Source organism: Cyanobacteria bacterium QS_8_64_29, assembly GCA_003022125.1.
Classification (GTDB): Bacteria; Cyanobacteriota; Cyanobacteriia; order Cyanobacteriales; family Rubidibacteraceae; genus QS-8-64-29.
In genome coordinates, this window is record PXQH01000035.1 from 1 (window position 1) to 23,046 (window position 23,046).

The following is a 23,046-nucleotide window of genomic DNA, read 5'->3' on the forward strand; positions in this document are numbered from 1 at the left end:
GCGGTTGTTGGTGCTGGTTACCCACTGGCAAAACTGCTCCCAGGCGCCACCGCTTTGCTGGCGTTCTAGGGTCGTCGTCATATCTCGATGAGTCCTTGAGCGCTACAATCTAACGCTAGTTCTAACCTTAATAACTGCTGTTAAGCGCTGTAAAGGCAACAGCAATTGCAATCGCTTCTTTAACCGATAAGTTTAGCTAATTACTTAGCGGCCAAGCTGGGCGCGTTAAGGGGAAAACGAAGCTGCTGCTGACGCATTCCAGGACTCGCCGCGCTCGAGTTGGGCGAGCCGGTTGCGCTCGTCCACAAACGCCACGGTGGGGGCATGGCGCTCGAGCTCTTCGGGGCTAAACTGCGCGTAGGCCATCACCAGCAAGCGATCACCCACCGTGCCCCAGCGGGCAGCGGCCCCGTTGAGTTCGACCGCACCCGATTCGGCGGCGGCCGGAATGGCGTAGGTTAGCAAGCGCGCGCCGTTGTTGCAGTTCAATACCTGCACTTGCTCGTTGGGCTGGATGCCCGTGGCTTGCAGCAACGCTCGATCGATGCTGATGCTGCCCCGGTAATCCAGATTGGCAGCGGTTAGGGTGCAGTCGTGAATTTTGGCAAGCAGCAGGGTGCGTTGCATGGCCAGTGCCATCCTGCCCGTTGGGCCCATTGCTTTAGCATACCGCGAACCGTCACCTGTCCCCAGCGCCGCTAGCGACCGAGGTAGGCATCCAGCACTTGGGGATCGGTTTGAATCTCGGTGGGGGTACCCTGCGCCAGGTTGCGCCCCTGCGCCAGCACCCAGATGCAATCGCACAGCGACATGAGCGCATCCATGTTGTGCTCGACGATCAAAAACGCGATGCCGTCGCGGTTCCAGGCCGCAATCTGCTCGCAAATGCGCTCGACGAGTTTGGGATTGACCCCGGCAACCGGTTCATCCAGCAGCACCAGCTTGGGATGGACCATCAGCGTCCGCGCCATCTCCAGCAGCTTGCGCTGACCGCCCGAGAGCGAGCCGGCGTACTCGTGCGCCATGTCTCCCAATCCCACCGCTTCCAGAACGGTCATGGCCCATTCGCGGTTCTGGCGTTGCTCGCGGGCAACCTGCCGGCGGTGGAACCAGACCCGAAACGGGTTTTCCCCAGCCTGTTTCTGCGCCCCCAGTAGCATGTTGTCTAGCACCGAGAGGCGGGCGAGCACGCGCGCCGTTTGAAAGGTGCGCACCAACCCGTGCTGGGCGATTTGATGCGGGCGCAAGTGCTGGATGTCGGTGCCAACGAAGCTCACTCGGCCGCGATCAGGGGATGCAAAGCCCGAGATGAGGTTGAACAGCGTGGTCTTGCCAGCGCCGTTGGGGCCGATCAACCCGGTGATGCTGCCCGAGGCAACCTCAATATTAGCCCCATCCACGGCTTTGAGCCCATCAAAGCTTTTGTCCAGATCGCGCGCCGCTAGCAGCGCTGCCTCGAGTGCAGGGTCCGAGCGAGGGCGAACTTCATCGACCAAGCGTCAGTTCCTCCTTGTTCCCAAGCAACCCCTGTGGGCGCCACACCATCAGGCCCATCAAAATAGCGCCGATGGCCATAATGCGCAGCGCGCTCACGCGCGCGTCATCGAGCGGCAACAGATCGGGGAGGACGAATCGCGTTAGCGAGTTGTAGCCCCAAAACAGCACCGCTCCCAGCAGGACGCCCGCGTTGCGGCCCGAGCCGCCCAGGATGACGATGGTCCAAGCATAAAAACTAATGAGCGGATCGAAATTTTGCGGATACACCGCCGTCAGCTGCCAGGCGTATAAGGCACCCGCCACGCCGGCAATGGCACTGCCCAGCATGAAAGCCTGCAGCTTGTACCCAAAAATGTCTTTGCCCAGCGCGCGCGGGACTTGCTCGTCCTCGCGAATGGATTTGAGCACGCGCCCCCACGGGGATTGGGCCAAGCGCCCCACCCCGGCATAGACCAGCGCCAGCACCACCAGCACCAGCAGCATCAGGCCCGCCTTATAGTCGTAGTCGGCCAGCGCGATCGCGCCGCTGGTATAGAGCGTGCCGCCCAATAGGGTTGCAGCCGCCCCCCAAAGCAGTAAGTCCCAGCTGCGCTGCTGCCGGGCTTGCCGCTGGCGCTGCTGCTGGCGGATGCCGCGCCACAGGGCGACGACCGCAATCAGCGCCAGCAGCGTCAGCACCGCGATCGCCGCGCCTTTGCCCCACGGACCGGGCTGGTAGTCCGCCAGCGGGAGCGGAAACTGCTGCAGGCCCAGTGCCCCCTGGGTCAGCCACTCCTCGTTGAGGGCAATTTGGCGCAGCAGCTCCGAGATGCCGATGGTCACAATGGCAAGGTAGTCCTCGCGCAACCGCAAGGCGGTCGTGCCCACCAGCAGCCCCAACAGGGCCGCCAACCCCGCCCCAATAGCGACTGCAGCTAGCAACGGCACCCCTTGCATGCTCAGCAAGATGGCCCCATAGGCCCCAACGGTCATAAAGGCAACGTGCCCAAAGTTGATCAGCCCTGTTAGGCCCCACTGCACGTTGAGCCCCAGCGCAAACAGCGCAAACGTGGCCGCCGAGATGGTGAGATAGACCAGGTAGCCGTAGTCAACCATGGACTGCCCGCGGGTGCCGCTACGGGCGCGAATTTTACCGCAGTCTTGCGGTCCGCTGCGGTTGCCAGCGCGACGCCAATCAGCCTTTCAGCCCGCTGTCTTAAACTAAAGCACTGTAGCTGGCAGATGCGAGGAACGGGCATGGATCGGGCCGCCCTTTGGCAACGCTACTGCGATTGGCTCTACTACCACCCGGAGTTAGGGGTCTATCTCGATGTCAGCCGGGTGCAGTTCGATGAGGCCTTTGTCGAGCGCATGCAGCCCGAGCTCGAGCGCGCCTTCCAGGCCATGGATGCGCTGGAGGGCGGCGGGATCGCCAATCCTGACGAGAACCGCATGGTGGGCCACTACTGGCTGCGCGATCCCGAGCGTGCCCCCACCCCAGAGCTGCAACAGCAGCTCGTGCAAGACCTCGAGCGCATCGAGACCTTTGCCGAGCGGATTCAAAACGGTACGCTCCAGCCCCCCAGCGGCGAGCGCTTTAGCGACGTCCTCTCCATTGGCATCGGCGGTTCGGCCCTGGGCCCGCAGTTTGTTGATCGGGCACTGGGGAGTATCGATGCGCCACTCAACCTGCACTTTATCGACAATACCGATCCGGCCGGCATCGATCGCACCCTGGCGCAGCTGCGCGATCACCTGGATCGGACGCTGGTGCTGGTTATCTCCAAATCCGGCGGCACGCCCGAGACGTACAACGGCATGGTGGAGGTCCAGGCGGCTTATGAAGCCCAAAATCTGGACTTTGCGGCGCGCGCCGTTGCCATCACCGGCGAGGACAGCAAGCTCGCTCGCCAGGCCCAGGCGCAAGGTTGGCTGGCGCGCTTCCCCATGTACGACTGGGTGGGCGGCCGCACCTCGGAGATGTCCGCCGTGGGCCTGGTGCCGGCTGCCCTGCAGGGAATCGACATCCGCGGCATGCTCCAGGGCGCCAAAACCATGGACGCCGCGACGCGCCAGCACGCGCTCAAACAGAACCCGGCCGCTTTGCTCGCCCTGGCCTGGTACTGGGCCACCAACGGCCGGGGCAACAAGGACATGGTGGTGCTGCCCTACAAAGACAGCTTGGCCCTGCTGAGCCGCTACCTGCAGCAGCTGGTGATGGAGTCGCTGGGCAAAGAAAAGGACCTCAATGGCAACACCGTCCATCAAGGCATTGCCGTCTACGGCAACAAAGGGACAACCGACCAGCACGCCTACGTCCAGCAGTTGCGCGAGGGCGTCCCCAACTTCTTTGCCACCTTTATTGAAGTGTTGCAGGACCGGAGCGGGGACTCGGTCGAGGTGGAACCGGGCGTGACCTCGGGCGATTACCTGTCAGTGCTGTTGCAGGCCACCCGCTACGCCCTGTTTGAAAAAAACCGCGAGTCCATCACGGTTACCATCCCGGCCGTAACGCCGCAGACAGTGGGCGCGCTGATTGCGCTCTACGATCGCGCGGTGGGGCTCTACGCCTCGCTCATCAACATCAATGCCTACCACCAACCCGGCGTTGAAGCCGGCAAAAAAGCAGCCGCATCGCTGCTGTCGCTCCAGAGCGCCATTGTGGATGCCCTCAAAGCCGCCGCCGAGCCCCTATCGCTAGTGCAAGTTGCCGAACGCGCGGGCGCGCCCGAGGACATTGAGGCGACCTACAAAATCTTGCGCCACCTGCATGCCAACCAGCGCGGTGTCACGCTGCACGGGGATCTCGGCCGTCCCGAAACTCTTAAAGCCTCGTGGCAAGGGCGCTGATATCATAAAAGCGTGGATTGGCGTTACGGTTGCAACATTTTTAAATACTTGGCGCCTTACCGTAGAGGCAACGGGTTGAGGAAGCCAAGCATGGTTGCAGCTAAAGGCGTCGAAATTTATCCGCTTGAGGCCATCCAGGGCCAGATGGCCCAGTTCTATACCCCCCAGAGCAGCGACGAGACCATGCTGGTGCGGATTCCGGGTTGCATCTGCAACAGCTTGTTCGTCCACCGCTCGCAAACCGACCAGCTGCTGCCGGTTCGGGGGAGTTTCGTTCTGGCTGTCTTAGAGAATCGAACTTACCGCTACATTCCCATGAACGCGCAGCAACCCCAGGCGGTTAAAATCCCGCCGGGCGTTCCCCACGGCGCGATCAACCCCAACGACACCAGCTGCTTGCTGGTCAATGCCGTGCTGCGCCACCGCCCGCCGCATGCCCGGGACTACGTTCCCATCGAGCCGCCCGTTCCCTACGATGTAGACGCAGCGCGAGCGCAGTTACAGGCAACGCAAGTTGCCTGCTAGTCAGCACACCTTGGATTCTAGGCGCTGCCGGTTCGAGGCCGGCGTGCGCCTACGAAGTGCGTTCGTTAAGCTGCGCTTCTAGTTTGGCCAGGCGGCTTTTAAGGTCGGCGTTTTCGCGCTGCAGCCCCTCGAATTCCTGGCGCAGCTGATTGACGGCACGCTCCGAGCCCAGATTCTGCTGCACGGTTTCCATGCCTTCCTCGGCCAGGCGGCGCACGCGCGCATCCGTGGCGCGCTGGGCCAGTGATCGCAACTGCTCGATGGCCGGTGCCACCCGCATCTGCTTCAGGGCCGAGACCGCCGAGACCTGGACGAAAAAGCTGGGCTCGCGCCCGCAGGCCTCCAGCTGCGCCAGAATGGCGTCGAGCTGGGCTTGGGCCTGGTCGGTGGAGACTGCCCCCAACCCGCGGATGGCTGCCAGGCGCAGCGGCTGCGGCACGCCACGCTGGGCGTAGGGCAGCAGGGTCTCGGCGGCTTGGGGCGAAGCGTTCATCTGGCTCAGCCCGCCGACGGCCCCAGCGCGCACCACCTCGTTCCAACCCGAGCGCTCCTGCAGTGCCTGCTCCAGCAGCTGCCGGGCTTCATCGACCCGCCCGCGCAGCGGCCCCGAGACCATCCCGCCTAGGGTCCGCAGGGCAGCGGCTTCGGTATAGTAGCTGGCATCGCCGCGCTCGGCTGCTTGCCGGACGGCCTCGTAGCTGGTGGCCGTTTTGAATCGGCCCAGCGCCTCCAGCGCCGCGCGCCGCACGCGCGGGTCGCTATCGCCCAGGCCGGCTTGGAGCGCGCGCTCGGCCTGCTCGAGCGCGATCTGGCCCAATTGCTGGGCCACCTCGGTGCGCGTGCCCCAAAACAGCTCTTGCTCCAGGGCCTGGGCCAGGGCGTCCGCCGCTTCGGGGCTGCCCTGCTGGGCCAGGGCCTCGGCGGCGCGGATGCGCCCCACCGGATGGGGGTCCCAATGCAGCTGCGCCTGCAGCTCGGGCCGCGGATAGTCGAGCTGGACGGTTTTGAGCCAGCCCTGATCGGCGTCAAAGCTGACAAAATCGGGCTTGGCTGCCAGCGGACAGTAAAAGCTCTGCTCGGGCTCGCTCACGCGCAGCGTCACGCGCTGGCACTGGGCCTCGCCCGCGCCATTTTGGGGCGCATAGCCAAACGCAATCGGCACGCGCAGATCGAAGCAGGACTGGCGCTCGCCGCTGCCCTCGCGCCGGTCGCTGCTTTGGGCTTGGGTTTGGGTCACCGTCAGCTTGGCCAGCTGCGCGTCTGCATCCCAGGCGTAGCTGACCTTGAAATCGGGGTGGCCGCTGCCAAAGACATAGCGATCGAATAAAAACGACAGGTTGCGCCCGGTGGTGCGCTCGATCGCGCGCCGCAGGTCCACGGTCTCGATGTTGCGGTGGGCGTGCTCGCGCACGAAGGCCTGCAGGGCCTCGCGAAAGGCCTCATCGCCCAGTTCGGTGCGGATGGCGTGGTAGATGCAGGCCCCTTTCTCGTACAGGTGGCAGTCGAACAGGTCCATGACCTCGCGGTAGACGTTGGTCACCACGGGGCGGCGGTAGCGGTTGCGGTCCTCTTCTAGGTAGTTGCGGGCTTCGTTGAGCAGGTAGTAGGCGGCTTCGTCGCGGCCGTAATCGCGCTCGAGCCACAATACCTCGGCGTAAGAAGCCATGCCCTCTTTGAGCCAGGCATGGGACCAGTGGCCGATGACGGCCAAATCCCCAAACCACTGGTGGGCCAGCTCGTGCGCCACCAGGGTCTCGGCGCGGCGGTTGTCGATCGCGGCGCGCTCGTCCAGCAGGCAGCGATCGGTGAGCAGCGTCGTGGAGGTGTTCTCCATCCCGCCGAAGATGTAGTCGCTGACGCAGACCTGGGCGTATTTGGGATAGGGATAGGGGTAGCCAAACAGCTCGCTGAAAAAGGCCATCATGCGCGGCGTCTTGCCTAGGGTGCGCCGGGCATCGGCTTCGCGGCCGCGCTCGATGTAGTACTGCAGCGGGATGCCGTCGCTGCGATCAGCAATGCAGTTAAAATCGCCCACCGCCAGCGCCATCAGGTAGCTGGGGTGGGGCTGGTCCTGGCGCCAGTGATAGATCGTGGCGCCCTCGGCAGGCTCGGTGCCGATGAGCTCGCCGTTGGAGATAGCTTGATAGGGCTGGGGCACGCGCACCCGGATCTCGGAGGTGGCCAGCTGCCCGGGATAGTCGAAGCAGGGGAACCAGAAGCGCGAATCTTCATCTTCGCCTTGGGTCCAGACCTGGATGGGCTTGTCGGGGTAGTCCGCATCGGGCGCTACAAAGTAAATCCCGCGCTGGGGCTGCTCCGCGCGGTAGCGCACGCTGATGGTGATGGGCTCGGTCCCCGTGGGCTGGCTCAGGCGCACGAACAGCTGCCGGCCGTCGTGCTCGAAGGGCTGGCTCAGCTCGCCCACCCAGACAGCATCAATCTGCAAATCCACCGCATCCAGCGTCAGGCGATCCAGCCCGCGGCGCAGCGGCTGTAGGGCAATCGTGCAAGTGCCCTCTAACGACTGCCGCTGTAGGTCCAGGGCGAGATCGAGGCGGATGTGCTCGACCCGGCCGGGGCGATCGGGGGTGTAGTGGGGTTGAGCACCGGGACGCTCGAACGGGCGGCGGCTGGTGCTATCGGCGTCGGAGAGCGATTGCGACATGGGCGCGGCGCTGCGGTTGGGACGCCCTCCAACCTAACGCGCCGGCAGGCCGCCGCTGGGGCGCGATCGCCAGCGTTGGCAAGCTCAGTACCTCGGCGCCAGTCGGCCAAGCTGCAGCAGACATCCCTCAATCGAGGCACGCGCAGCCAGTGCCCCTGGGCGGGTTGGAACCATCAATAGCGGGCAACGGGACTGACGGGATTCGAACCCGCAACTTCCGCCGTGACAGGGCGGTGCTCTGACCGATTGAACTACAGTCCCAGGCAAAAGGCAACCTGCATGCTAGCGATGCTGCGTTGTGGCTGTCAAATGGCAGCAGTCCAATGCGGCGCGCGGTGTGCCAAACTCGGGCACCGTGCTGCGAGGGCAAATGACCTTGACCGCATCTGACGACATTGCCGCTGCGCTCGAGGCGCCGGCGGATCTCAACTTCGAGCTGCCCGATCCGGGGCGCACCGACATTGCCGATAGCGAGTTCGAGCAGCAGCTCGAGCGCGCGTGGCAGGTTTGCGAGCGCTTCGACCTGCAAACCGACATTTGGCGCGGGTGCATCCTGCGCGCGGTCCGCGATCGCGAAAAGCAAGGGGGCGATGGCCGCGGAACGGGCTTTGTCAACTGGCTCAGGGACCGCGAGCTCGCCAAAAGCCAGGCCTACCACCTCATCCAGCTGGCCGATAGCGCCGACACGCTGCTCGAGCAGGGCGAGCTGCAGCCCGAGGCGTTCGACAACTTCAGCAAGCGCGCCTTCCTCGAGACGGCCAAGGCCCCACCCGAAGTGCAGCAGTTGGCCGGTGCCAGCGCCCAAAGCGGCGATCGCGTCACCCGCCGCGAGGTCAAACAGTTCACCGACGACTGGACGGCCATGCAGTCCGAGCGGCCCCCAGACGAGCTAAAGCAAAAAGCCAGCGAGGGTACCCTCCCGGCCCGCGAGCTGGCCCCGCTGGCCCAGCAGCTGGAAAAGCTCCCGGAAGCGCACTGCCAACCCCTGCAGCAACAAGCCCAAGCCCACCCGGATGCCGAGACGGTCAAATACCTGACAGCCGAGGCGCGCCATCTGGCGCAGTACCTCGAGGCGGCGGCGCGCGTCCAAGCGCTAGAGCGCACCGGCACCGATCTGGAGGGCGCGCTGGAAGAAGCCCTGCGCCTGGATTGCGCTGGGGCGGCTGCCGATCTGGTCAAGCAGGCCGCTCAACTGGAGCAGCTGGCTGTCAAGCTCCACGCGAGCTGGAAGCGCCTGGGCGGCCTGGCCGAGCGGCTGGAGCTCGAGACGGGGGCAAGCAATCCCCACCTGCGCTCGCTAGTGGCCGCCCTAGGGCGCTTGAGCGGCGAGGCAATTGAGGTGCCGCTGGATGAGACTGGCGAGCGGCTCGTGCGCCTCCAGATTGCCAGCGAGGAGCGCACTCGAGCGGCAGATGAGCTCAGTACTTGATACCGGTGGTGCCAATGCCGCGCGCCACCTGCCGCTGGGCGAGCAAAAACACGCCCACCACAGGAGCTGTCGCGATCGCGGCAGCCGCCATGAGCAGCGGCCAATCGCTGGTAAAGCGCTGCTGAAACTGCGCCAGCGCCAACTGGACGGTGGTGAGCTCGGGGCGAGTGGTAAACACCAGCGGCTTGAACAGGTCGTTCCACTCGCCAATAAAGGTAAACACGAACAGCGCCACTAGCGCGGGCCGCGCCAGCGGCAGCATGATGCGCCCCACGATTTGCAGGCGGTTGGCGCCATCGAGCGCCGCCGCCTCTTCCAGCGCCACCGGGACGGTCATAAAGTACTGCCGCATCAAAAAAATGCTAAAGCCGTTAGCAGCCGTGGGCAGGATGAGAGCGGCATAGGTATCGAGCAGGTTGCCCCATTTGAGAACCAAAAACACCGGAACAACCAAAATTTGGAACGGCACCACCAAGGTTGCCAGCACCACCAGCAGCAGAGTCTGGCGGCCGCGAAAGCGCAAGCGGGCCAGGGCATAGCCGGCTAGCGCCGAGGTGGCAATTTGCAGGCCCGTAACGGCCAGCGCCACCAGGGTTGAGTTGGCAAATGCCAGAGCAAACGCCCCTTGCTGCCAAGCCTGGCGGTAGTTGGCCAGCGTCCACTGTTGGGGCCAAACGGCCTGGGCGGCTGGGGTCCCGGCCGGTGCCAGCGAGGTCAGCAGCGGCACGGCCAGCGGCAGCAGCGCGATCGCTACCCCTAGCGACAGCACCCCCCACCCCAACAGCCGGCTAATTGGCGAGTTAGTGGGCATTGCGCACGGCTGGGATCGAGTACGTTATGCTCCCGGTAGTGCAAGCAGTGGCTGCTTCCGGCACAGTTGGCAAGATGCGGTCTAGCCGACTCAACGGCCAGCCTTAGCCACTGACCGCTTGCTCAAGCGTACTCGATTGAGGAGATTGTAGCGCCTATGGCAGAGGCTGCAGTGAGCCAGCTGGACTATACCAGCGCAACCTACAAGGATGCCTACAGCCGCATCAACGCCATCGTCATCGAAGGCGAACGGGAAGCCCAGGACAACTACATCCAGCTAGCCGAGCTTTTGCCGGACCATCAGGAGGAGCTGCAACGCCTCTCCAAAATGGAGAAGCGCCACAAAAAGGGATTTGAAGCCTGCGGGCGCAACCTTGAGGTCACCCCCGATATGGCGTTTGCCCGCCAGTTTTTTGCCCAGCTCCATGACAACTTCCAGCAAGCTTGGAGCGAGGGCAAAGTTGTGACTTGCCTGCTGATTCAATCGCTGATCGTCGAGAGCTTTGCCATCTCGGCTTACAACATCTACATTCCCGTTGCCGACCCCTTCGCCCGCAAGATTACCGAAGGCGTCGTCGAGGATGAGTACACCCATCTCAACTTTGGCGAGCAGTGGTTGCAGCAAAACTTTGAGAGCGCCAAAGACGAGCTAGAGCAAGCCAATCGCGAAAACCTGCCCCTGGTTTGGCAGATGCTTAATCAGGTGGAGGACGACGCGCGGACCCTGGGCATGGAAAAAGATGCCTTGGTCGAGGAGTTTATGATTGCCTACGGCGAAGCACTGGGCAACATCGGCTTTAGCACGCGCGAGGTGATGAAACTGTCGGCCTACGGCCTTAAAGGGGCCTAAGCGGCTGGCCCGTTTGGCAACGCGTGCATTTGCAGGCAGGAGCCCGCCCGACGCAGCTGCAATGCGCTAGCATCTGAGCGTCGAGGTTGCGGGTTTTTGGCTGTATGGCGCTTCCTAGACCGCTGGCTTGCGGGCAGCGGTCGGCATTACCAGCGGGAGCGCCATAACTGCCAGGCCGGGCCGGCCAATCTAACTTGCGGATCGCGCTGCAACCGCCCATGTTCGGCCTCATCGGTCACTCCACCAGCTTGGAACATGCCCAAACTGTCGCCGACAAGCTCGGCTACCCCGAATACGCCGACCAGGGGCTAGAGTTTTGGTGTTCGGCACCGCCCCAGATTGCTGATCGCATTACGGTCACCAGCCTGACCGGGCAAACCATTGAGGGCCGCTACGTCGAATCCTGCTTTCTGCCCGAGATGCTGAGCCAGCGTCGCATCAAGGCAGCGGTGCGCAAGGTGCTCAACGCCATGGCGCACGCACAAAAGCATGGCCTCAACATCACGGCGCTGGGCGGATTCTCCTCGATCATGTTTGAGAACTTCAACCTGCACCAGAACCAGCGCGTGCGCAACGTCCAGCTTGAGTTCGAGCGCTTCACCACCGGCAACACCTATACGGCCTACGTCATTGCCCGCCAGGTGGAGTGGGGCCTGGCGCAGTTGGGCTTGGATTTGGCCCAGGCGACGGTTGCCGTTTGCGGGGCAACCGGCGATATTGGAAGCGCGGTCTGCCGCTGGCTGAGCGCACGGGCCCCGGCGGGCGAGCTGCTGCTGGTTGCCCGTGATCGCCAGCGCCTGGAAGCCCTGCAAGGCGAGCTGGGGGGCGGCCGAATCGCCAGCTTGGAGGCAGCCCTGCCCCAAGCCGATGCCCTGGTTTGGGTAACCAGCATGCCAGAGGGCATCGAGCTGGATCCGGCGGTGTTGCCCAAGCCCTGCCTGATCGTTGATGGTGGCTATCCCAAAAATTTGGCGGCGCGGCTCCAGCATCCCGAAGTGCGCGCGCTTAAAGGCGGCGTTGTCGAGCATACCCTAGGCATCGACTCGCAGATCCTGCAACTAGCGGATGTGGATGTCCCCGGCCGCCAGTTGTTCGCTTGCTTTGCCGAGTCCATGGTGCTGGAGTTCGAGAAGCGGTATACCAATTTCTCCTGGGGCCGGAACCGCATTACGCTGGATAGTATGGATAAAATCGGTCGTTGGTCTGCCAAGCACGGCTTTCAACCGGTTTTGAGCTAAGTTGCTTGCTGCTGCCGCACGCTTGCGCGCGAGCCCATGTCCAAAAACGATCGCAAACCCTTCCTGCTCGATTTTGAAAAACCGCTGTGCGAGCTAGAGTCCCGGATCGAGCAGATTCGGGAGCTGGCCGCGGACAACCAAGTTGATGTTTCCGAGCAAATACGCCAGCTTGAGGCCAAAGCCACCCAGCTGCGCCAAGAGATCTTCAGTACGCTCACCCCTGCGCAGCGGTTGCAGCTCGCCCGCCATCCGCGGCGCCCCAGCACGCTGGATTTCATCCAGGCCATCAGCGATGAGTGGGTCGAGCTGCATGGGGATCGCTTTGCCAGCGACGATCCGGCCCTGGTGGGCGGCATTGCCCGTTTGGCCGGCCGGCCGGTGGTCATGCTGGGGCACCAGAAAGGCAGCGACACCAAAGACAATGTCGCCCGCAACTTCGGCATGGCTTCGCCCAGCGGCTACCGCAAGGCCCGGCGATTGATGGAGCATGCTGATCGCTTCGGCATGCCCATTTTGACTTTCATTGATACGCCCGGTGCCTGGGCGGGCGTCGAGGCCGAACAACAAGGCCAGGGCGAGGCGATCGCGTGCAACCTGCAGGCCATGTTTGGCTTTGACGTGCCCATTATCTGCACGGTGATCGGCGAAGGGGGGTCCGGCGGCGCGCTGGGAATCAGCGTGGGCGATCGGCTGCTGATGTTGGAGCACGCCGTTTACACGGTTGCTACCCCCGAAGCTTGCGCTGCCATCCTCTGGAAGGACTCCACCCAGTCCGAGCAAGCAGCGGCAGCGCTGCGCATCACGGCAACCGATCTCAAAGAGCTCGGCATTGTGGATCGCCTGTTGGCCGAACCCATCCGTGGCGCCCATGCCGATCCGCTCGGCGCCGCCGAAATGTTGAAAGACGCGTTGGTCGCCCAGCTCGAAGAACTCTGCGCCCTATCGCCGCAGCAGCGTCGGGAGTTGCGCTACCAAAAATTCCGCCAAATCGGTCAGTACCACGAGGTGGCGCCGCTCGAGCCCTCGGAGGCCTAGCCGCTAGCGGCGCGAGCGGCACGCTTGTTAAGCTCTGTAAAGACCGTCCCGAGCGCGCCGCGCGCGACCGTTGAGAGAGATCGATCTGCGAGCGAGTGAGGGAAATCCGCCCATGAATTCTGCTTCCGGAGTGCAGCGCGCGATCGTCACTGGGGCCAGTAGCGGCATCGGCCGGGAAACGGCGCTAGCCTTCGCCCAAGCTGGCATTGACGTTGCCTTGGTGGGGCGTCAAACCGAGCGCTTGGAGCCAGTGGCAGCCCAAGCGCGGCAGCATGGCGTCGAAGCCAAGCCCTACACGGCCGATCTAGCGGCGCTTGAGTCGGTGCGCGAGCGCATGGCGGCCATCGTCGCTGATTTTACTCCAGTCGATGGCCTCATCAACAACGCCGGCATGGGCTATACCAACGCCCTCAGCGAGACCTCGCTGGCAGACTGGCAGCAGGTGATGGATCTCAACCTCACCAGCCCGTTTCAATGCATTCAGGGGGTTCTGCCCGAGATGCGCGCTCGCGGGCAAGGCACCATCGTCAACGTTTCCTCCATTGCCGCCCAGCACGCGTTCCCCGGCTGGGGGCCGTACAATGTCAGCAAAGCTGGCTTAATTGCTTTGTCCAAGACCCTCGCCGGTGAGGAAAAATCCCATGGCATCCGCGTTATGACCGTCTCGCCTGGCCCCGTCAATACGCCCCTCTGGGACAGCGACACCGTTCAAGCCGATCTCGATCGCAACGCCATGCTGACGCCGCAAGCCGTTGCCCAGTCCATCTTGCAAGCGGCGTTGCTGCCCGATCACGCGGTGGTGGAAGAGATGACATTAATGCCGAGTGCGGGCGCACTCTAGGGCCGGCGAAGCGCAAGGGCGCAACGACTCTGCTTGCAACAACTATGACAGCGGCTTTTGCTAACGGTGCTGGTGGCGATCCCGAGCGGCAGCAGCATTCGGCGTGCCAACCGCCGCAACTGAGGCAGGAACCGAGTTCCCCGCAAGACGGTCGCTCGCCAGAACCCATGCCGGCTCCCACGCAAGCCGAGATGTCGGAAGCCGTCCGGACGTTGCTGCAAGGCATGGGTGAAGATCCGACGCGGGATGGGTTGCAGAAAACGCCCGAGCGGGTCGCCCAAGCCCTCAACTGGCTGACGCAGGGTTACGAGCAGTCGCTGGAGTCGCTGGTTAACGACGCCATCTTCGATGAAGAGCACAACGAGATGGTGCTCCTGCGCGATATTGACGTTTTTAGCCTCTGCGAGCACCACATGCTGCCGTTTATGGGCAAGGCCCACGTGGCCTACATTCCCAACCAGCGCGTGCTGGGCCTGAGCAAGCTCGCCCGGATTGTGGAGATGTACTCGCGGCGCTTGCAGGTGCAGGAGCGCTTGACCCGCCAAATTGCCGAAGCCATCGAGACTACCCTGGCCCCGCAGGGGGTGGCTGTGGTCATTGAAGCCACCCACATGTGCATGGTCATGCGCGGCATTCAAAAACCCGGTTCTTGGACCGTGACCAGCGCCATGTTGGGGGCATTCCAGGCGGACCAAAAAACGCGCGAGGAATTTCTCAACCTCATCCGCCACCAGCCCAACTTGGTTTAGCGCCCTGCCCGCAGGCTGGCGAACAGCTGCGAGACCAGCCCCAGATCTTTATCGCCGGGGGCGCGCTCGACGCCGCTAGAGAGATCGATGCCATCCGGCTGCAGGACGGACAGCGCCTGCCCGACGTTGTGCGGGGTCAGACCGCCAGCCAACAACCAGGGGCAGCCCGGCTCAAAAGCAGACAGAGCCTGCCAGTCGAGCGTTCGGCCAGTGCCGCCCGCTAACTGCGGGTGGTAGGCGTCGAGCAGTAGGGCATCGACCACCGGCACGTAGGCGGCCGCTTGCGCCAGATCGGCTGGTGCGCTGACCGTGAGGGTCTTGATAAGCTCGGTTGCCGGCAGCTGCCGACGCAGGGCCTGGCAGAAGGCTGGCGTTTCGCTGCCGTGGAGCTGGACGCCGCTCAAGCGCCCGAGCGCCACCGTTTGGGCAATCGCGGCGATGCTGGCATCGGCAAAGACCCCAACGCGATCGACACCAGGCGGCAGTTGGGTTGCAATCGCCCCAATTTGAGAGGGCGGAACATAGCGCCGGGACTGCCGCACGCAGATAAACCCTAAGGCCGTTGCGCCCGCCGCCGCGATGGCGCGGCCTTGATCGGCCCACGCAATGCCGCAGATTTTGATGCGCCTCGGGGGAGCGGCTCGGTCAGTCTGGCTCACTAGGGGAAGCGCGAACGTTTAGTTCTGCAAACGAGCGCCTTGGCGGCCGCCGAGCGACCGGTATCATTCTAGCCATCAGCAATGGAGCTATCCCGCAAGGATGACTGCGATGACGCTACTGGCCCAAGCGCAAGCCACCACGCCCGCGACTCCCGAGTGGGGCATGTCGGTGGCCTTGGTGATGGTGCTCTGCAACCTGTTTGCCGTTGCCATCGGCCGCTTTGCCATTCAAAACCCCGGCCAGGGCCCGGACTTGCCGGTACCCAAGCCGGCACTGTTCCGCGGATTCAGCCTGGCCGAGCTGCTGGCAACAGCGAGCTTCGGCCACATCCTGGGAACCGGGGTCATCCTGGGACTGGGCAACGCCGGCGCGCTGTAAGCCTCGGGGGCCGCGCTAGCGCGCCTCGGGCGCCAGGGCGCCCGCGACCATTGCGCGGATGGTGGCCCCATCGAGCGCGGCCGGTTCGCGGGCGCGCAGCCACAGCAAGTACTCCACGTTGCCGGCGGGCCCCGGTCGCGGCGAGGGCGTAAGGCCGCTGGCTTGCCAGCCTACCCCCTGCGCTGCCTGCAGCACGCCCTCGATGGCGCGGACGTGCTCGTCCGGATCGCGCACCACACCCTTGCTCGCCGCCCGGGCGAAGTAGCCTTTCCCCACCTCAAACTGCGGCTTGACCAGCACGATCGCCTCGCGCGGGGAAACCAACAGCTGCCAGAGCGGCGCCAGGATCTTGGTTAGCGATACGAACGACACGTCGGCCACGCCCAAATCGGCGCGCGGGGCCTCCCCATACAGCTGTTGGGGCGATAGGTGGCGAATGTTGGTGCGCTCGCACAGCACGACGCGCTCGTCCTGGCGCAGGGACCAAGCCACTTGCCCGTAGCCCACATCAATGCCGTAGGTACGCGCGGCGCCGGCTTGGAGCAAGCAGTCGGTAAACCCGCCCGTCGAAATGCCGGCATCGAGGCAGATCCGGCCCGGGACCGGGATGGCGAAGGCGGCCAGCGCCCGGGCGAGTTTTTCGCCGCCGCGCGAGACGTAAGGGGGCTTGGCCAGCAGCCGAATGCTGGCCGAGGGGCGGATGGGGGTGCCTGGTTTATCCACCACGGCCTCATTCACGCGGACCTCGCCAGCGCGGATGGAGCGCTGCGCCGCTTGCCGCGAGGGACACAACCCGCGCGCGACCAGGAGCGCATCGAGCCGTTGCTTTTGCGCCACGGCAGCTAGCTTTTGGCCAGTTGGCTGAAATCGGCCAGGACGTAGGCGCAATTGCGCAGCAGGCCCAACAAGTTGAGGCGGTTCTGTCGCAGGATGGCGTCCTCGGCCATGACCAGAACGCTATCGGGCCCATCGAAAAAATCGCGCACGGTGGGCGCGGTTTGGGCCAGTGCCTCGATTAGGGCGCGGTAATCGCCGCGATCACGGGCTGCTTGGGCTTTGGGGGAAAGCGCTTGCAGGGCTTGATACAGGGCCTGCTCGGAGGCTTGCGCGAAGGCCTCGGGGCGGATGGCTTGGCCGGGATCCAGCACCTGCGGGTCCAAATCGCCTTTGGCGGCCAAGCGCGCGGCGCGATTGACGGGCTCGTAAATGGCATCCAGCTCGCCGCTCTGGCGCAGCTGCTGCAACAGCTGCACGCGCGCGCGCGCATCCGTCGGGTGCTGCAGGGTGCGTTTGGTGCCGCCGGCACTCTCGCTGAGCGCGGCCGCGATGGCATCGTGATCGAAACCCGCCTCTTGCAGCAGCGCGCGCATGCGTTGCTCGAAAAACGCCTGCAAATCGGGCAGCCACTGATCCTGTTGGGCCTTCTCTGCCACCCCATCAGCAGCAGCCTGCAGTAGCTGCTGCAGGTCCAGCGGCAGCTCGTACGCCCAGATAATGCTGACGGTCGAATTGGCAGCGCGGCGCAGGGCAAACGGATCCGAGGAACCGCTGGGCCGCATGCCCAGGCTGAAAATGCCGGCGAGGGTATCGAGCCGATCGGCCATGCCCACCACTTGGCCGACGCGGGATTCCGGCAAGCGATCGCGGGCATCGCGCGGCTGGTAGTGCTCAGCGATAGCGACGGCCACCGCCTCCGACTCGCCGCTGGCACGGGCGTACTTCTCGCCCATGACGCCCTCGAGTTCGGGGAACTCATCCACCATTTGGGTGACCAAATCGGCCTTGCAGAGCTCGGCAGCGCGCCGGGCGTCCTGGGCCTGCTGCTCCGGGAGCTGGAGTTGCGCCGCGATCGCGGCTGCCAGATCCCGAACGCGCGCCACTTTGGCGCCAATCGAGCCCAGCTGCTCCTGGAAAGTAACGCGCTCCAGCTCGGGCATGTAGTCGCCTAGCGATCGCTGCCGGTCGGCTTGGTAGAAAAACTGGGCGTCGGCCAGGCGGGCGCGGATGACGCGCTCGTTGCCCGCCGCAATCGCGTCGGCTTTGGCGGGATCGCCATTGGCGGCAGTGACAAAATGTGGCAGCAGCCTTTGCCCCTGCGCCCAGACCGAGGCGCACTTTTGGTGGCTCTCCATGGCAGTTGTCACCACCTCGGGCGGGAGCTGCAAAAAAGCCGAGTCGAACTGGCCGGCAATGGCCGTCGGCCACTCCACCAGATTGGTCACCTCGGCCAGCAGCTCATCGCTGAGGCTCACCTCACCCCCGCACTCGCTGGCTCGCTGCTGGAGCGCGGTTGCGATGGTGTGGCGGCGCTGGGCAATGTCGGGCTCGACGCCTGCCTGCCGCAGCGTGGGGGCGTAGGCCTCGGCCTGCGGAATCGCCATCCCGCCTGGGTGCAGGACCCGATGGCCCCAGGAGTAGCGATCGCTGGCCAGGGTTTCGCTGCCGTTGGCTAACTCCAGGGGCAACACGGCGTCATCCCAAAGCGCGACCAGCCACCGAATGGGACGCGAAAACCGCAACTCGCCATCGCCCCAGCGCATGAAACGCCGACCCTCCAGATTGAAGATCCAATCTGGGGTTAGCGCTTGCAACACGGCGCTGGTGGGCCGGCCGCGAACGGTCTTGCAGGCGAAGGCGAACCGCCCTTTATCCGTATCGTGCAGTTCCAGCTCCTCGGGGGCGATGCCATGCTGGCGCGCGAAGCCCTGGGCGGCCTGGGTGGGCCGCTCGCCGTCGAACGCCGTGCTGGCCGGCGGCCCTTTGACGGTTTCTTGGCGATCAGGTTGCTGCGCGGGCAAATCGCGTACCAGCACCGCCAAGCGCCGCGGCGTTCCGTACGTCTCGAGCGGGCCCGGAGCCAAGTGCTGTCCCGCCAAATCTTGGGGAATGCGAGTTTGCCACTGGGCGAGCGCGCTGTCGACAAAGTCGGCCGGCAGTTCCTCCGTTCCGACTTCCAACAGGTAGCTAGGCATGGCGGGTGGCGGCGGTCGGCATCCTGAGCATTCTAGCGACGCGCGCCCGCTGCAGGCACGATAGACTGATGGTTGCAGGTGCTGGCGAGGAGGTGGTGCCAGATGGCCCAAGCCGCTCCAACCAGGACTGCGCCGCTCAGTCCGGACCTGCAGTACCAGGCAGAAGCAACGCGGACGCTGCTCGAGCGCTACTCCGAGGACCTGGCAGCCCGGATCGGTAGCGATCTCGATGCCGACACCGAACGGGCGCTGGCGCAGGTCGAGCGGGCGCTTGAGAGCGACACCCTGGATATGGAGGACGGCGCCTAGAGCGCAGCGCCGCCATATCCCAGCAAACGAGCCCGGCCGTTTGGCTGGGCTCTTTGATTGGGGATGGGCCTAACCGGCCCTCGCGGGAGGAAGCGATCACGACGGGTTAGTAAATATTTTCTTCTTGGTGAGTCTGAATGGTGCAGTCGGAGGCGGGATAGGCAATGCAAGTCAGCACGTACCCCTGCTCGACCTGTTCGTCATCCAAAAATTGCTGCTCGGACTGGTCGACTTCGCCCTCGACCAACTTACCGGCACAGGTGGAGCAAGCACCGGCCCGGCAGGAATAGGGAAGGTCCAGATCGTATTCTTCTTCGGCCACATCGAGGATGTATTCGTCCTCGGGGACCTCGATGGTTTCATCCAGGCCTTCGTCTTCGTTAACGAGCCTAACGTTGTAAACTTCTGCCATTCCTCAAGGCTGAGCGCGTCTGCTGCTAGGTACTCTCGACCAAACTTTAACGCGTTTCAACTAAACCTTAACGTGCTGCTCCGTCGCCAAAATGACGCCATGCAGTAGCGCGCTGCCGCTATCCCAGCATGGGGGAGCAGCGACCGTCCGCCCACCATCTTGACTTATGTCCCGCTCCCGAGCGCTCCAGTTCTACATCCTGGCGCGCCTGTTGCTGGCACCGCTGATGCTACTGATGATCGCGACCCTGATCTTTGCGCTCATGCGCGCCACCCCCGGCGATCCGGCCGATGCGGTGCTGGGCAGCCGCGCTCCGGAGGCGCAAAAGGCAGCGCTGCGCGAGCGCTTGGGCTTGGCCGATCCGCTCTGGCTGCAGTACCTCCGCTACTTGGGGCAGCTGCTGCGGCTGGATTTGGGCGAGTCGCTCACCCAATCCGGGGTCTCGGTCTGGCAGATCGTGGGGCAGCATTTCCCCGCCACAGTGGAGCTAGCGGCCTTTGGCATGCTGGTGGCTGTTGCGACGGGCATTGCAGTGGGCACGCTGGCCGCTTCCCGGCCGGGAACGCCGCTGGAGGCCTTCGGACGGCTGTTTGGGACCGTGACCTACGCACTGCCGCTATTTTGGGTGGGCATGCTGCTGCAGCTGGTGTTTGCCGTCAACTTGGGTTGGTTCCCGCTGGGCACCCGCTTTCCGGTGGAAGCGACGCCACCGCCCGCGCTGACCGGCTTGTATACCCTCGATGGCGTGTTGAGCGCCCAACCCGGCAAGTCCCTGACGGCCCTGTACTACTTGGCGCTGCCCAGCCTGACCCTGGGGCTGCTGCTGAGCGGCATCTTCGAGCGCATCATCCGCGCCAACCTCAAGCAGACCCTGCTGGCCGATTACGTGGAAGCAGCGCGCGCGCGCGGCATTCCCGAGCGGCGAGTGCTGCTGGCGCACGCGCTCAAAAACGCGCTCGTTCCGGTGGTGACGGTGCTGGGGCTAACGTTTGCGGCGCTGCTGAGCGGCACTGTCCTGACCGAGGTGACCTTTTCCTGGCCGGGCTTGGGCAACCGGCTCTACGAGGCCATCTCGGTGCGCGACTACACCACCGTCCAGGGCGTGATGGTGTTTTTTGGTGGGGTCGTGGTGCTGGTCAGCCTGGCCATCGACATTGCCAGCGCTGCCATCGACCCCCGCATTCGCTATTGAGCGGCCCTGCTGGGGCGAGGGTGCCTTGGTAAGCTAGGAATGTTGTGGCGCACGGGCGCGAGCCATGCAAGGCGGCATCCGGAACTGGCGCGCGTGGGCGCAACTCGCGTTGGGGTTGGTGCTGCTGGCAAGCCTGGCGGCTTGCAGCCCCCAAGCCCAGGTGAGCGCCCGGGAGCGGCTGTTTCTGGAGCGCTCGCTGGCGTTGGTCGATGCCGTTTCGCTGCCGCAGTGCTCGTTTCAAGCCCCCCCCATCGGCGGCCTATCGGCGCTGGACTACGATCCCCAATCGGCGCGGTTCTACGCCCTCTCGGATGATGGCGGTCGGCAGGGACCGCCGCGCTTCTACACCTTCCGGGTCGCCATCGAGCGCGATGCCAGCGGCGCGACCGGCATTGCGGATGTCAGCTTCGAGCGGGTCACGCCACTCAAACCAGAAGCCGGTGATCGCTACCCGCCGGGCCAGCTCGATCCGGAAGGTTTGGCTCGCTCGCCGCGCGAAACTGTCTTTATTGCCAGTGAAGGGGCCACCGCGCACGGCATTGCACCTACCATTGCTGAGTTTGAGCTCGCCAGCGGCCGCCAGCAAACCCGCCTGGAGCTGCCCGAGTACTACCTGCCGCGCCCAGCGGAGGCCGAGGCCCAAGCACCGCGCGGGGTGGCCCCCAACCGCGGCTTTGAGTCGCTAACGCTGGGCCCGACCGGGACAGCCGCCACCGATCCGTTCCGCCTGTTTGCCGCCCCCGAGCGCCCCCTGCGCCAGGACCGCCGCCCCAGCGAGCCAGGCAGCCCCCAGCGCGTGCGCCTGCTGCACTACCGCTTTGATGCCATCGGGCCGCCGGCCCTACTGGCCGAGCACATCTATCCGCTCGAGTCCCCCCAGGCCGGCGAGCGGGAGAACGGCCTGAGCGAGCTGCTCGCGCTCGAGCAACGGGGCCATTTCCTAAGCCTGGAGCGCAGCTACGGGCCGGAGGGCTTTGGGGCCCGCATCCATCAAGTGGCGGTGGGCGGCGCGACTGACATTTCCGGGATCGCGCGCTTGCCGGCCGAGCTGGGCGACCTCGAGCCGATGGCCAAGCAACTGCTGCTGGATGGGCGCGATCGCGACCTGGCCAACTGGGAAGGCATGGCCCTGGGGCCGCCGCTCCCCGACGGCAGCGCTAGCCTCGTTGTAGTTAGCGACAACAACTTCGACCCCAACCAGCCTACGCGGCTGTTACTGTTCCGCTTGGTCGGTGCCCCCCAATCGGCGAGTGCACGCTGAGGTGCCCCATGCTCGAGACTCGAGAAACCGCGATCGAAGCGATCGAAGCCCGCGAGGTCTTGGATTCGCGCGGCCGCCCCACGCTGGAGGCTGAAGTGCGGCTGGCCAGCGGCGCTGTGGGCATGGCGCAAGTACCCAGCGGCGCTTCCACCGGCAGCTTTGAGGCGCGCGAGCTGCGTGATGGCGACATGCGCTACGGTGGTCGGGGCGTCCGGCAGGCCGTTGCCAACGTGCGCGAGACGCTGGCCCCCCTGCTGCAGGGCCAAGATGCCTTTAGGCAAAAGCAGCTCGATCGGGCCGCCATCGAGTGCGATGGCACCCCGCTCAAGGCCAGCTTGGGGGCCAACGCCATCCTGGCCAACTCGCTGGCGATCGCCCGAGCGGCTGCTGCCGAGCTGGAGCTGCCGCTGTATCGCTATCTGGGTGGGCCGCTAGCCCAGGTTTTGCCGGTGCCCATGATGAACGTCATCAACGGTGGCGCCCACGCGGCCAACGCCATCGACTTTCAGGAGTTCATGATCGTGCCCGTGGGGGCCCCCTGCTTTAGCGAAGCGTTGCGCTGGGGCACCGAGACGTTCGCAGCGCTGGCCAGCGAGCTCAAGGCCCGCAACTTGCTGGGCGGGGTGGGCGATGAAGGCGGCTTTGCCCCCAATCTGGACTCCAACGAAGCCGTCCTGGAGCTGCTGATCGCGGCCATCGAAAAGGCCGGCTACACCCCTGGGCGCGACATGACCCTGGCCCTGGATGTTGCCGCCAGCGAGTTTTACACCGATGGCAGCTACACCTGCAACGGCACGACTCGCACGGCCGAGGAGTTCATCGGCGATTTGGCCCGGCTGGCCTCGCAGTATCCCATTGCCTCGATCGAAGATGGCCTGCACGAGGAGGACTGGTCCCACTGGCAAGCCCTGACGGAGAAGCTGGGCGCCAGCGTGCAGCTGGTGGGCGACGATCTGTTTGTGACCAATCCCGAGCGTCTGGCCAAGGGCATCGAGTTGGGGGCCGGCAACGCCATCCTGATCAAGCCCAACCAAATCGGGACGCTCAGCGAGACGCTCGAGACCGTCGAGCGGGCCACCCGCGCCGGCTATCGCAGCATCATCTCCCATCGCTCGGGCGAAACCGAGGACACTACCATTGCCGATCTGGCCGTTGCCACCGGCGCCGGCCAGCTCAAAACCGGCTCGCTGTGCCGCAGCGAGCGCATTGCCAAATACAATCGCCTGCTGCGCATCGAGCAGGAGCTGGGCGATGGGGCCGTTTACGCGGGCGCTTGGGGGTTGGGTCCCGGTCAGTGACCAAAACTAGCGGGATACAAGCCCCGCCCTTTAGGGCGGCTAACTGTGCTATTTTAATAAGAGTAGCTAGGCTTTTATCAGTGTTGGTCCTGAGCT

22 protein-coding genes and 1 tRNA gene are annotated in these 23,046 nt (G+C 64.6%); 13 read left to right on the forward strand and 10 right to left on the reverse strand.

Annotated features, from left to right (window positions below; translation table 11 throughout):
* Positions 1–225 precede the first annotated feature (225 nt).
* The 3 genes from BRC58_05990 to BRC58_06000 form a co-directional block, all read right to left on the reverse strand.
* Positions 226–627 carry an aspartate 1-decarboxylase gene (locus tag BRC58_05990; protein PSP17520.1) on the reverse strand — a complete coding sequence of 134 codons (402 nt, stop codon included), beginning with the start codon at positions 625–627 and terminating at the stop codon, positions 226–228.
* A 71-nt stretch (positions 628–698) separates the two neighbouring features.
* On the reverse strand, positions 699–1,448 hold the full coding sequence (locus BRC58_05995) for an ABC transporter ATP-binding protein (protein PSP17521.1): 750 nt from the start codon (positions 1,446–1,448) through the stop codon (positions 699–701).
* Positions 1,449–1,485: 37 nt separating this feature from the next.
* Entirely contained in the window at positions 1,486–2,592 is a 1,107-nt protein-coding gene (locus BRC58_06000; GenBank protein ID PSP17501.1) for a branched-chain amino acid ABC transporter permease, read from the reverse strand.
* A gap of 141 nt (positions 2,593–2,733) precedes the next feature.
* On the opposite strand from BRC58_06000, the gene pgi reads away from it, so the two are divergent.
* Both pgi and BRC58_06010 read left to right on the forward strand, forming a co-directional pair.
* Positions 2,734–4,326, forward strand: a complete 1,593-nt coding sequence (pgi, locus tag BRC58_06005; GenBank protein ID PSP17502.1) for a glucose-6-phosphate isomerase — start codon at positions 2,734–2,736, stop codon at positions 4,324–4,326.
* Positions 4,327–4,416: 90 nt separating this feature from the next.
* The gene (locus BRC58_06010; GenBank protein ID PSP17503.1) at positions 4,417–4,851 is read left to right on the forward strand and encodes a dTDP-4-dehydrorhamnose 3,5-epimerase; all 435 of its coding nucleotides are present in this window, start codon (positions 4,417–4,419) and stop codon (positions 4,849–4,851) included.
* A 49-nt stretch (positions 4,852–4,900) separates the two neighbouring features.
* Here BRC58_06010 and BRC58_06015 read toward each other — a convergent pair whose 3' ends face one another.
* Both BRC58_06015 and BRC58_06020 read right to left on the reverse strand, forming a co-directional pair.
* Entirely contained in the window at positions 4,901–7,516 is a 2,616-nt protein-coding gene (locus BRC58_06015; protein ID PSP17504.1) for an aminopeptidase, read from the reverse strand.
* A gap of 187 nt (positions 7,517–7,703) precedes the next feature.
* A tRNA-Asp gene (locus BRC58_06020) sits at positions 7,704–7,777 on the reverse strand.
* A 109-nt stretch (positions 7,778–7,886) separates the two neighbouring features.
* Here BRC58_06020 and BRC58_06025 point away from each other — a divergent pair.
* Complete coding sequence (locus BRC58_06025; protein PSP17522.1) at positions 7,887–8,945, forward strand: hypothetical protein; 1,059 nt, start codon at positions 7,887–7,889, stop codon at positions 8,943–8,945.
* Here the strand turns inward: BRC58_06025 and BRC58_06030 are convergent.
* The gene (locus tag BRC58_06030) at positions 8,935–9,756 is read right to left on the reverse strand and encodes a sugar ABC transporter permease (protein PSP17505.1); all 822 of its coding nucleotides are present in this window, start codon (positions 9,754–9,756) and stop codon (positions 8,935–8,937) included. The two genes, BRC58_06025 and BRC58_06030, sit on opposite strands and share 11 nt — an antisense overlap.
* Before the next feature lie 156 nt (positions 9,757–9,912).
* Here BRC58_06030 and BRC58_06035 point away from each other — a divergent pair, with 156 nt between their 5' ends.
* The 5 genes from BRC58_06035 (at position 9,913) to folE (ending at position 14,468) form a co-directional block, all read left to right on the forward strand.
* Complete coding sequence (locus tag BRC58_06035) at positions 9,913–10,605, forward strand: aldehyde oxygenase (deformylating) (protein ID PSP17506.1); 693 nt, start codon at positions 9,913–9,915, stop codon at positions 10,603–10,605.
* A 218-nt stretch (positions 10,606–10,823) separates the two neighbouring features.
* Positions 10,824–11,843: a long-chain acyl-[acyl-carrier-protein] reductase gene (locus BRC58_06040; GenBank protein ID PSP17507.1), complete on the forward strand. Its 1,020-nt coding sequence runs from the start codon at positions 10,824–10,826 to the stop codon at positions 11,841–11,843.
* Between the two features lie 36 nt (positions 11,844–11,879).
* Positions 11,880–12,878 (forward strand): acetyl-CoA carboxylase carboxyl transferase subunit alpha, encoded by a 999-nt coding sequence (locus BRC58_06045; GenBank protein ID PSP17508.1) that lies wholly within the window; start codon positions 11,880–11,882, stop codon positions 12,876–12,878.
* Positions 12,879–12,990: 112 nt separating this feature from the next.
* The gene (locus BRC58_06050) at positions 12,991–13,719 is read left to right on the forward strand and encodes a short-chain dehydrogenase (GenBank protein PSP17509.1); all 729 of its coding nucleotides are present in this window, start codon (positions 12,991–12,993) and stop codon (positions 13,717–13,719) included.
* 167 nt (positions 13,720–13,886) lie between these two features.
* Entirely contained in the window at positions 13,887–14,468 is a 582-nt protein-coding gene (gene folE, locus BRC58_06055) for a GTP cyclohydrolase I FolE (protein ID PSP17510.1), read from the forward strand.
* Here folE and BRC58_06060 read toward each other — a convergent pair.
* A complete protein-coding gene (locus tag BRC58_06060; GenBank protein PSP17511.1) occupies positions 14,465–15,127 on the reverse strand; it encodes a phosphoribosylanthranilate isomerase in 663 nt (220 codons plus the stop codon). The two genes, folE and BRC58_06060, sit on opposite strands and share 4 nt — an antisense overlap.
* A gap of 100 nt (positions 15,128–15,227) precedes the next feature.
* Here BRC58_06060 and psaK point away from each other — a divergent pair, with 100 nt between their 5' ends.
* Complete coding sequence (psaK, locus tag BRC58_06065; protein ID PSP17512.1) at positions 15,228–15,506, forward strand: photosystem I reaction center subunit PsaK; 279 nt, start codon at positions 15,228–15,230, stop codon at positions 15,504–15,506.
* Between the two features lie 15 nt (positions 15,507–15,521).
* Here psaK and BRC58_06070 read toward each other — a convergent pair whose 3' ends face one another.
* Both BRC58_06070 and BRC58_06075 read right to left on the reverse strand, forming a co-directional pair.
* Complete coding sequence (locus BRC58_06070; GenBank protein PSP17513.1) at positions 15,522–16,343, reverse strand: TlyA family rRNA (cytidine-2'-O)-methyltransferase; 822 nt, start codon at positions 16,341–16,343, stop codon at positions 15,522–15,524.
* A 5-nt stretch (positions 16,344–16,348) separates the two neighbouring features.
* The gene (locus BRC58_06075) at positions 16,349–18,478 is read right to left on the reverse strand and encodes a glycine--tRNA ligase subunit beta (protein ID PSP17514.1); all 2,130 of its coding nucleotides are present in this window, start codon (positions 18,476–18,478) and stop codon (positions 16,349–16,351) included.
* Between the two features lie 102 nt (positions 18,479–18,580).
* Between BRC58_06075 and BRC58_06080 the strand changes: the two genes are divergently transcribed.
* Entirely contained in the window at positions 18,581–18,787 is a 207-nt protein-coding gene (locus BRC58_06080; GenBank protein ID PSP17515.1) for a hypothetical protein, read from the forward strand.
* Between the two features lie 106 nt (positions 18,788–18,893).
* Here the strand turns inward: BRC58_06080 and BRC58_06085 are convergent, their stop codons facing one another.
* Positions 18,894–19,199, reverse strand: a complete 306-nt coding sequence (locus BRC58_06085; protein PSP17516.1) for a ferredoxin — start codon at positions 19,197–19,199, stop codon at positions 18,894–18,896.
* A gap of 166 nt (positions 19,200–19,365) precedes the next feature.
* Between BRC58_06085 and BRC58_06090 the strand changes: the two genes are divergently transcribed.
* The 3 genes from BRC58_06090 to BRC58_06100 all read left to right on the forward strand — a co-directional run bounded on the left by BRC58_06090 (position 19,366) and on the right by BRC58_06100 (position 22,950).
* Positions 19,366–20,391 (forward strand): ABC transporter permease, encoded by a 1,026-nt coding sequence (locus BRC58_06090; protein ID PSP17517.1) that lies wholly within the window; start codon positions 19,366–19,368, stop codon positions 20,389–20,391.
* A gap of 64 nt (positions 20,392–20,455) precedes the next feature.
* Positions 20,456–21,652 (forward strand): endonuclease/exonuclease/phosphatase, encoded by a 1,197-nt coding sequence (locus tag BRC58_06095; protein ID PSP17518.1) that lies wholly within the window; start codon positions 20,456–20,458, stop codon positions 21,650–21,652.
* A gap of 8 nt (positions 21,653–21,660) precedes the next feature.
* Complete coding sequence (locus BRC58_06100) at positions 21,661–22,950, forward strand: phosphopyruvate hydratase (GenBank protein PSP17519.1); 1,290 nt, start codon at positions 21,661–21,663, stop codon at positions 22,948–22,950.
* The last annotated feature ends 96 nt before the right edge of the window (positions 22,951–23,046 follow it).